The 8,469-nt window shown below is 70.2% G+C and carries 8 protein-coding genes; all 8 read right to left on the bottom strand.

The window, feature by feature from the left end:
• Positions 1–308: 308 nt before the first annotated feature.
• Complete coding sequence (locus ACQXVK_RS12725) at positions 309–1,079, bottom strand: fumarylacetoacetate hydrolase family protein (RefSeq protein WP_022908502.1); 771 nt, start codon at positions 1,077–1,079, stop codon at positions 309–311.
• A gap of 30 nt (positions 1,080–1,109) precedes the next feature.
• Positions 1,110–2,219 carry a branched-chain amino acid aminotransferase gene (locus ACQXVK_RS12720; RefSeq protein WP_022908503.1) on the bottom strand — a complete coding sequence of 370 codons (1,110 nt, stop codon included), beginning with the start codon at positions 2,217–2,219 and terminating at the stop codon, positions 1,110–1,112.
• Positions 2,220–2,234: 15 nt separating this feature from the next.
• Positions 2,235–3,302: a 3-isopropylmalate dehydrogenase gene (locus ACQXVK_RS12715; protein WP_430853768.1), complete on the bottom strand. Its 1,068-nt coding sequence runs from the start codon at positions 3,300–3,302 to the stop codon at positions 2,235–2,237.
• Between the two features lie 13 nt (positions 3,303–3,315).
• The gene (gene serA / locus ACQXVK_RS12710; protein ID WP_430853767.1) at positions 3,316–4,905 is read right to left on the bottom strand and encodes a phosphoglycerate dehydrogenase; all 1,590 of its coding nucleotides are present in this window, start codon (positions 4,903–4,905) and stop codon (positions 3,316–3,318) included.
• A gap of 156 nt (positions 4,906–5,061) precedes the next feature.
• Positions 5,062–5,442: a hypothetical protein gene (locus ACQXVK_RS12705; protein ID WP_430853766.1), complete on the bottom strand. Its 381-nt coding sequence runs from the start codon at positions 5,440–5,442 to the stop codon at positions 5,062–5,064.
• On the bottom strand, positions 5,439–5,879 hold the full coding sequence (locus ACQXVK_RS12700) for a hypothetical protein (protein ID WP_022907760.1): 441 nt from the start codon (positions 5,877–5,879) through the stop codon (positions 5,439–5,441). The genes ACQXVK_RS12705 and ACQXVK_RS12700 overlap by 4 nt, the downstream gene beginning before the upstream one ends.
• 61 nt (positions 5,880–5,940) lie before the next feature.
• Positions 5,941–7,131, bottom strand: a complete 1,191-nt coding sequence (locus ACQXVK_RS12695; protein WP_416395672.1) for a mannitol-1-phosphate 5-dehydrogenase — start codon at positions 7,129–7,131, stop codon at positions 5,941–5,943.
• Positions 7,132–7,340: 209 nt separating this feature from the next.
• Positions 7,341–8,366 (bottom strand): ketol-acid reductoisomerase, encoded by a 1,026-nt coding sequence (ilvC, locus tag ACQXVK_RS12690; protein ID WP_022907762.1) that lies wholly within the window; start codon positions 8,364–8,366, stop codon positions 7,341–7,343.
• Positions 8,367–8,469: the final 103 nt, after the last annotated feature.

Raw genomic sequence — 8,469 nt, 5'->3', positions numbered from 1 at the left:
AAGGTTCCGCCAGAGAGGCATTTCGTCTCACCCCGAACAGACCACTTCGAGAGTGGATCGTCATCGGGATTCGTTGCCTGAGCGGGACCCCGTCCGGACTGCATCCCCGGGGCATTCGCCCTGGTGACCGTCTCGGCCGTTCCGTTCTCCGCCTCAGCGGCAACGAGTGATTACTTTACACAGGCCCCGGGGGCCCCGCCAACCAGCCTGCCGCCCGGGCGTGTCGCATGGGCGGATCCCCGGAACGACGCGGATCAACGGCGAACGGCCCGCCCCCATGCGGGGAGCGGGCCGTTCGGTGGTGCGGGTCAGAGCTTGGCGATGACCGGGTTCTTCAGGGTGCCGAGCCCCTCGATCGTCACCTCGACGACCTCGCCGTCGCGGATCTCGCCGACGCCGGCCGGGGTGCCGGTCAGGATGACGTCACCGGGCAGGAGCGTCCAGATCGACGAGACGAACTCGATGAGCGACGGGATGTCGTGCACCATCTCGCTCGTCGACCCCACCTGGCGCAGGTCGCCGTCGACGCGGGTCTCGATGCGGATGTCCGACGGGTCGATCTCGGTCTCGATCGCCGGGCCCAACGGGCAGAAGGTGTCGAAGCCCTTCGACCGGGTCCACTGGCCGTCGCGGGCCTGCAGGTCTCGCGCGGTGACGTCGTTGGCGATCGTGTAACCGAGGATCACGCTCGCGAAGTCCTCGCGCGTGACGTTCTTCGCGAGGGACCCGATCACGATGGCGAGCTCACCCTCGTGGTCGACGCGCCCGACACCGGCGGGCAGGCGGATCGGGTCCTCGGGACCGATCACCGACGTGTTGGGCTTCAGGAACACCACGGGGTCGTCCCCGGAGCGCTCGTCCATCTCGGACGCGTGCTCGGCGTAGTTGAGCCCCACGCCGATCACCTTCGACCGCGGGATGACGGGGGCGAGGAGCTTGGCGTCCGCCAACGGCACCCGCTCCCCCGTGGTCTCGAACCCCTGGTACATCGGGTCACCGGCCAGCACGACCAGGTCGCGCTCGTCGAGGATGCCGTACCGGGGGTCTTCGCCCTTGCTGCTGAACCGTGCGATCTTCACCATTGGAGCCTATCGACGTGAGGTGTGCGTTCAGACCGGGTCGGTCAGGCGCGTCATCCACCCGTGCGGGTCGGGACGGCGGCCGTACTGGATGTCCGTGAGCTCGTCGCGCAGGGACATCGTCAGTTCGCCGGCGCCCACGGTCGGCGAACCGATCGTGAAGCCGTCGCCGCGGAGTTCCGCGATCGGGGTGACGACGGCGGCGGTCCCGCACGCGAAGGCCTCGGTGATCGAGCCGTCCGCGACACCGTCGCGCCACTCGTCGAGCGTCACCCGTCGGCGTTCGACGCGCAGGCCGCGGTCTTCCGCCAGCTGCAGGATCGAGTCGCGCGTGATGCCCTCGAGGATGGAGTCGGAGTCGGGCGTGACGAGCGTGCCGTCCGCCTTCACCAGGACCACGTTCATGCCGCCGAGCTCCTCGAGGTACCTGCCCTCGACCGAGTCGAGGAACATGACCTGCTGGCAGCCGTGCTCGTAGGCCTCCTGCTGGGGCAGGAGCGACGACGCGTAGTTGCCACCGGTCTTCGCCGCCCCGGTGCCGCCCTTGCCCGCTCGGGCGTAGTTCGTCGACAGCCAGATCGACACGGGCTTCGGCCCGGACGTGAAGTACGCCCCCGCCGGGCTCGCGATGCAGTGGTACGCCACCGCCTGCGCTGCGCGGACCCCCAGGAACGACTCGGTCGCGATCATGAACGGCCGCAGGTACAGGCTCGTCTCGGGCGCCGAGGGCACCCAGTCGACGTCGGTCCGGACCAGCTCGCGGATGGAGTCGACGAAGGTCTCGACCGGCAGCTCCGGGAGCGCGAGGCGACGGGCGGACCGCTGGAACCGCCGGGCGTTGGCGTCCGGCCGGAACGTCCACACCGAACCGTCCGCGTGCCGGTAGGCCTTCAAGCCCTCGAAGATCTCCTGCGCGTAGTGCAGGACGCTCGCGCTCGGGTCGAGGCTGATCGGGCCGTACGGGTGGACCGATGCGTCGTGCCACCCGGCGTCCAGGGTCCACTGCACGGTCGCCATGTGGTCGGTGAAGTGCTTGCCGAACCCGGGGTCGGCGAGGATCTCCTCGCGCTCGGCTGCGGCCCGGCGCTCGGCCGACGGGGTGGTGGCGAACGCGAGTCCGAAGTCGGTGTCGGTGCTCATCTGGGGAGACTCCTGTCAGGCGGTGGTGGTGCGCGCCGTTGCCGCGGCGGCGATGGCGTCGCCGATCTCGGCCGTGCGACGCTCGGAGGTGCCCCGGTCGGCGAGATCGGCCTCGACCGCCCGCGTGACCGCCGACGCGAGGTCGCTGCGACCGATGTGGTCGAGCAGCAGTGCGACGGACAGGATGGCGGCCGTGGGATCGGCCTTCTGCTGACCCGCGATGTCCGGCGCGGAGCCGTGGACCGGCTCGAACATGCTGGGGAAGGTGCCGTCCGGGTTGATGTTGCCCGAGGCCGCCAGACCGATGCCGCCGCTGATCGCGCCGGCCAGGTCGGTGATGATGTCGCCGAAGAGGTTGTCCGTGACGATGACGTCGAACCTAGCAGGTTCGCGCACCATGTGGATGGTGACGGCGTCGACGTGCTGGTAGTCCACGGTGACGTCCGGGTACTCCGCGGCGACGGCCGCGACGGTGCGCTGCCACAGGGCTCCGGCGTGCACGAGCACGTTGCTCTTGTGCACGAGCGTCAGGTGCTTCCGGGGGCGGCGGTCCGCGAGGGCGAAGGCGTACCGGACGACGCGCTCGACCCCGTACGCGGTGTTCAACGAGACCTCGGTCGCGATCTCGTGCGGGGTGCCGACGCGGATCGCGCCGCCGTTGCCGACGTACGGTCCTTCGGTCCCCTCGCGCACGACCACGAAGTCGACGTCGCCGGGCGACGTCAGCGGGGTCGTCACGGACGGGTAGACCGCCGTGGGCCGGAGGTTGACGTAGTGGTCGAACGCGAACCGGAGCTTGAGCAGCAGCCCACGCTCGATGATCCCGCCGGCGAGCCGCGGGTCGCGCGGGTCCCCACCGACGGCACCGAGCAGGATCGCGTCGTGCGCGGCGACGGCGGACATGTCGTCCTCGGTGAGGATGTCCCCGGTCTCGAGGTACCGGGTGGCGCCCAGGGAGAACGGGGTCTCCTCGACGACGAGGTCGTCGGGCAGCACCGCGTGCAGCACCTTGAGCGCCTCGTCGACGACCTCGGGGCCGATGCCGTCCCCGCGGATGACCGCGAGCTTCACCGTCTTCGTCATGTCCGCCACTCCCCTACAGCGTGATGTCGATCTCGCGGAGCGACACCGCTTCGATCGTGGACCGGACGTGCTCGAGGATCTCGGCCGGGACGGGCGAGTCGACGGTCAGGACGCTGAGCGCCTGGCCACCGGCGGCCTCGCGCGAGATCTGCATCGCGGCGATGTTGATGCCGGCGTCGCCGAACTCCTTGCCGTAGACCGCGACGATGCCGGGCCGGTCGGTGTACTCCATGACCACGTGGTGCTCGGCGAGGGCGACCTCGACGTCGTGCCCGTTGATCTCGACGAGCTTCGCGACCTGCTTCGGGCCGGTGAGCGTACCGGACACGCTGATCGCCGGGCCGTCGGACTGGGCGCCGCGGATCGTGAGCACGTTGCGGTACTCGGGGCTGTCCGAGTCGGTGATGAGCCGCACGGTGACCCCGCGCTGCTCGGCGATCAGCGGTGCGTTGACGTACGACACCTGGTCGCTGACGACGTCGGTGAACACGCCCTTGAGCGCCGCGAGCTTCAGCACGCTGACGTCGTACTCGGCGAGCTCGCCGTGCACCTCGACGTCGATGCTCGTCACGGGCGACGTGGCGAGGCCGGTGAAGACCTGGCCGAGCTTCTCGACGAGCGGGATGCCCGGGCGCACGTACGGGTCGATGACGCCGCCGGCGACGTTGACCGCGTCGGGCACGAGCTCGCCGCCGAGGGCGAGGCGCACCGACTTGGCGACGGAGACGCCCGCCTTCTCCTGGGCCTCGTCCGTCGAGGCGCCGAGGTGCGGCGTGACGACGACGTTCGGGAGCGCGACGAGCGGCGAGTCCTTGGGGGGCTCGGAGACGAAGACGTCGAGTCCGGCGCCGGCGATGGTATTGGACGTCAGGGCACGGTGCAGTGCGTCCTCGTCGATGAGCCCGCCCCGGGCGACGTTCACGACGAAGGCGGTCGGCTTCATGAGCGCGAACTGGTCGTCCGAGATCATGCCGACGGTCTCCGGCGTCTTCGGCATGTGGATGGTGGTGAAGTCCGCACGCTTCAGCAGGTCCTCGAGCGAGACGAGCTCGACCCCGAGCTGCTGGGCACGGGCCGTGGTGACGTACGGGTCGTACGCGATCACCTGCACGCCGAACGCCTGCAGCCGCTGCGTGATGAGCGCGCCGATCCGGCCGAGGCCGATGATCCCGACGGTCTTCTCGTAGAGCTCGACACCCGTGTACGCGGAACGCTTCCAGGTGCCCGCCGCGAGCGACGCGTGCGCGGCGGGGATGTGGCGCGCGAGCGACAGGATGTGGCCGACCGTGAGTTCGGCGGCCGAGATGATGTTCGACGTCGGCGCGTTCACGACCATGACGCCGGCGGTGGTGGCCGCCTTGATGTCGACGTTGTCGAGACCGACGCCGGCACGGGCGACGACCTTGAGGTTCGGGGCCGCGGCGATCGCCTCGGCGTCGACCTTGGTGGCGGAGCGCACCAGGATGGCGTGCGCGTCGGCGAGGGAGGCCAGGAGCGCGGGGCGGTCGGTACCGTCCACGTTCCGGATCTCGAAGTCGGGCCCGAGGGCGTCGACTGTGGCGGGCGAGAGTTCTTCGGCGATCAGGACGACCGGCTTCGGCACAGCTGCAGTTTCCTCACACGAGACGGGCGGTATCCCACCATCGTATCGACGTGTGGACGTGGTTACGACCGCAGGGTCGGCCCGGTGGGCGACCACCTGACGGCCAGGAGGCGCGGTGCCAGCCGGCACCGCGCCTCCTGTCCGTCAGTGGATGCGTCAGAAGTCCAGCAGTCGCGGGACGAACAGCTGCAGGTCGAGCCACAGCGCCCCGGCCGCGGCGAAGGCGAGGACGAAGACGCCGACCGTGACGGCGAGCCGCGCGCGGCGACTCACCCACAGCGCCACGGCGAAGGCCACGGGCGCGATCGCGATGTCGAGGACGAGCCACGCCCACGGGGTGCTCCGCGCGAGCGAGTTGCCGCCGGAGGTGGTCCCGAGGAACGCGTTGAACGCCCGGACGGACTGCGAGACGGTCACCAGGTTGCCGATGCTCTGCACGGTCATGTAGGCGAAGAGCAGCGCGAACACCACCCAGACCACGAGCTTGCCGACGAACGCCCCCGAGGGACGGCGGACGGTCGGGGTCGCGGCGGTCACCCGAAGCTCCTGGTCATGAGGAACGGCCAGGGGAAGAGCACGAGGGCGCCGAGCAGCATCCAGAGCAGACGGCTGCGGGTGCGCTGTCCGCGACCGGCCCAGAGGACGACGGTGAACCAGAGTGCCGGAGCGACGATCGAGAGGAACCGGAGCACCTCGACGAAGACGGTCAGCACGGTGTCGACGTTCGAGACGTACGAGGTCGAGGCGGTGAGCAGCCAGGCGACCGTGTAGAGCAGGTACAGGCCACCGAAGACGCCGAAGCCGATGAGCGCGCCCGAGGTCTCGGGGGCCTCGGGGTCGCGTCCGGCTCGCGCCTTCACGGTGACCGGGTTGTGTGCCGCGTCGACGTGGGTCGCGTCGTCGGCGTCGCCCCAGCTGAGGGCGTCGTCGTCGTGGTCGACCGAGCCGTCGGGCGGGGATGCTGCCGTGGTCATGCCTCGATCCTACGAGGCGAGCCGCTCGGGCTCGACCATGGACGAGCTGTGCGCCCGGTCCTCAGACGTCGGCGGGCTGGGTCTCGAGGACCTCGGCGACGACCTCGCGCACCGCGGGGAACAGCGGGTGGCTCTCCATCAGCCCGGTGAGGATCTCGGTGAGCGCGTGGGCCGTCGCACCCGAGCGGAGCAGCGCGTGCAGCTCGATCGACTCGGGGTCGTTCTCGTCGTCGAAGTCGAGCGCGACCCGGACGGCGCCGAGCAGGTGGTCGACGGGGAGCCCGCGCTCGGCGAGCTGTGCGGCGGGGCCGACGAAGCGTTCGCGTCGACCGAGCTTCCGCAGCGGGTTGCGTCCGACCCGGACGGTGGTGTCCGGCAGGTGCGGGTTGGCGATCCGGGCGAGGTTCGCGGCGACGTAGCGCGCGTGCTCCTCGGGATCGAAGCCGTGCTTGGCGACGAGGAGCGCGGTGGTCTCGGCCAGGACGCCGTCGACCTCGGCGCGGACGTCGTGGTCCTCGAGCGCCTCGCGGATGAGACGGATGCCGCGCACGTAGCCGTGGTAGGCGGCGGTCGCGTGGGCGGTGTTCACCGTGTAGAGCTTCCGCTCGACGAACGGCTGCAGGTCGTCGACCCAGGTCACGCCGTCGATCGCGGGCGGTTCGGCGTCCGAGTCGGCGAAGGGCGTGCGCTCGATGACCCACTCGTAGAAGGGCTCGAGCACGACGTCGAGGCCGCCGGACTGTCCGAGCACGCCGGACTGGTCGGGGACGATGCGGTCGATCGCGCAGTTCGCGAAGACCGCCGCGATGTCGCGGTCCTCGAGGATCGGGGCACGGCGGATGCTGGCGTGCAGCGAGTCCGTCGCGTTGAAGGCGTTCTCGCACGCCACGATCGTGACGTCGCCAGCCTCGAGCGGCCGGGCGGCGAGCCCCTCGGCGATGACGGGGGCGACGAGCGGCAGGGTGCGGGCGCCGACCGCGGTCGTGACGACGTCGGCCTCGGCGATGGCCCGGACGACCTGCTCGCGCTCGGTCTTGCTGCTCAGGGCGCGGAAGCCGTAGACGAGGTGCTCGACCGGCATCTCGCCGACCTCGTGCACCACGAACCGGCCGGCCTCGTTGAGGGCCGTGACGACGCGGTCGTCGACGTCCACGAAGGTGAGCTCGTAGCCGCTCGCGACCAGGAACTGACCCACGAACCCGCGTCCGATCTTGCCGGCGCCGATGTGGACCGCTCGCTTCGTCACCGCCATCCGACGATCCTCCCATGCTGGACGACGACATGAGGACCGCACACGTCCGCGAGGGACGACGGCCGTCGTGAAACGTCCCCGGGAACGCCGAGGACACGCCGGTGTGCGGCGTCGGGGATGGTCGTGAAGAGCTGCATAACGTTCGGGTCACATCGCGAGGCGGCGGTGCGGGTGCACCGCCGCCTCGAGAGTCGAGTGTGGTGCGAAGACTACCGCGCGGCCGAACCGTCCACGTAGTCGGCGTCGTTCGACTTCCACGCGAACAGGGCGCGCAGCTCGCGTCCGGTCGCCTCGATCGGGTGGTTCTCACCCTTGGCGCGGAGCGCCTTGAACTCCGGCGCACCGGCGTCCTGGTCGTCGATGAAGCGCTTCGCGAAGGCACCGTTCTGGATGTCCGCGAGGACGGCCTTCATGTTCTCCTTGACCTCGGGCGAGATCACGCGCGGGCCGGAGACGTAGTCACCGAACTCGGCCGTGTCGGAGATCGACCAGCGCTGCTTGGTGAGGCCGCCCTCCCAGATGAGGTCGACGATGAGCTTGAGCTCGTGCAGGACCTCGAAGTAGGCGATCTGCGGCTGGTAGCCCGCCTCGACCAGGGTCTCGAAGCCGTACTGGATGAGCTGCGACGTGCCACCGCAGAGGACGGCCTGCTCGCCGAACAGGTCGGTCTCGGTCTCCTCGGTGAAGGTCGTCTTGATGCCGCCGGAGCGGAGCCCGCCGATGGCCTTCGAATAGCTCCACGCGAGGTCCCAGGCGGAACCCGACGCGTCGACCTCGACGGCGACGATCACCGGGACGCCGCGGCCGGCCTCGTACTCGCGGCGCACGGTGTGCCCGGGGCCCTTCGGCGCGACGAGCGAGACGTCGACGCCCTCGGGGGCCTCGATGTAGCCGAAGCGGATGTTGAAGCCGTGCCCGAAGACGAGCGTCGCGCCCGGCTTGAGGTTGGGCTTGATGTCCTCGGCGTAGACGATGCGCTGGACCTGGTCCGGCGCGAGGATGACGACGACGTCGGCCCACGCCGTGGCGTCGGCGGGGGTGTGGACCTCGAACCCGGCCTCCTCCGCCTTCTGGCGGCTCTTCGAGCCCTCCTGCAGGCCGATCTTGACCTCGACGCCGCTGTCGCGGAGGTTGAGGGCGTGGGCGTGGCCCTGCGAGCCGTACCCGATGACGGCGACCTTCTTGCCCTGGATGAGCGTCAGGTCGGCGTCGGCGTCGTACACGATGTCAGTCACGGTGGTGGTTCTCCTGTGGTCGGTTCGGGAAGCGTTCGTTGCGTGGAGTCGAGAGGAGACGGCCTGGAGGCGCGGTGCGGGTGGCGACCCGCGCCTCCAGTCC

This window comes from Curtobacterium sp. AB451, from assembly GCF_050585845.1.
Lineage (GTDB): Bacteria > Actinomycetota > Actinomycetes > Actinomycetales > Microbacteriaceae > Curtobacterium.
The sequence above is the reverse complement of the archived record's forward strand: the minus strand, read 5'-3'. Positions and strand labels throughout refer to the sequence as shown.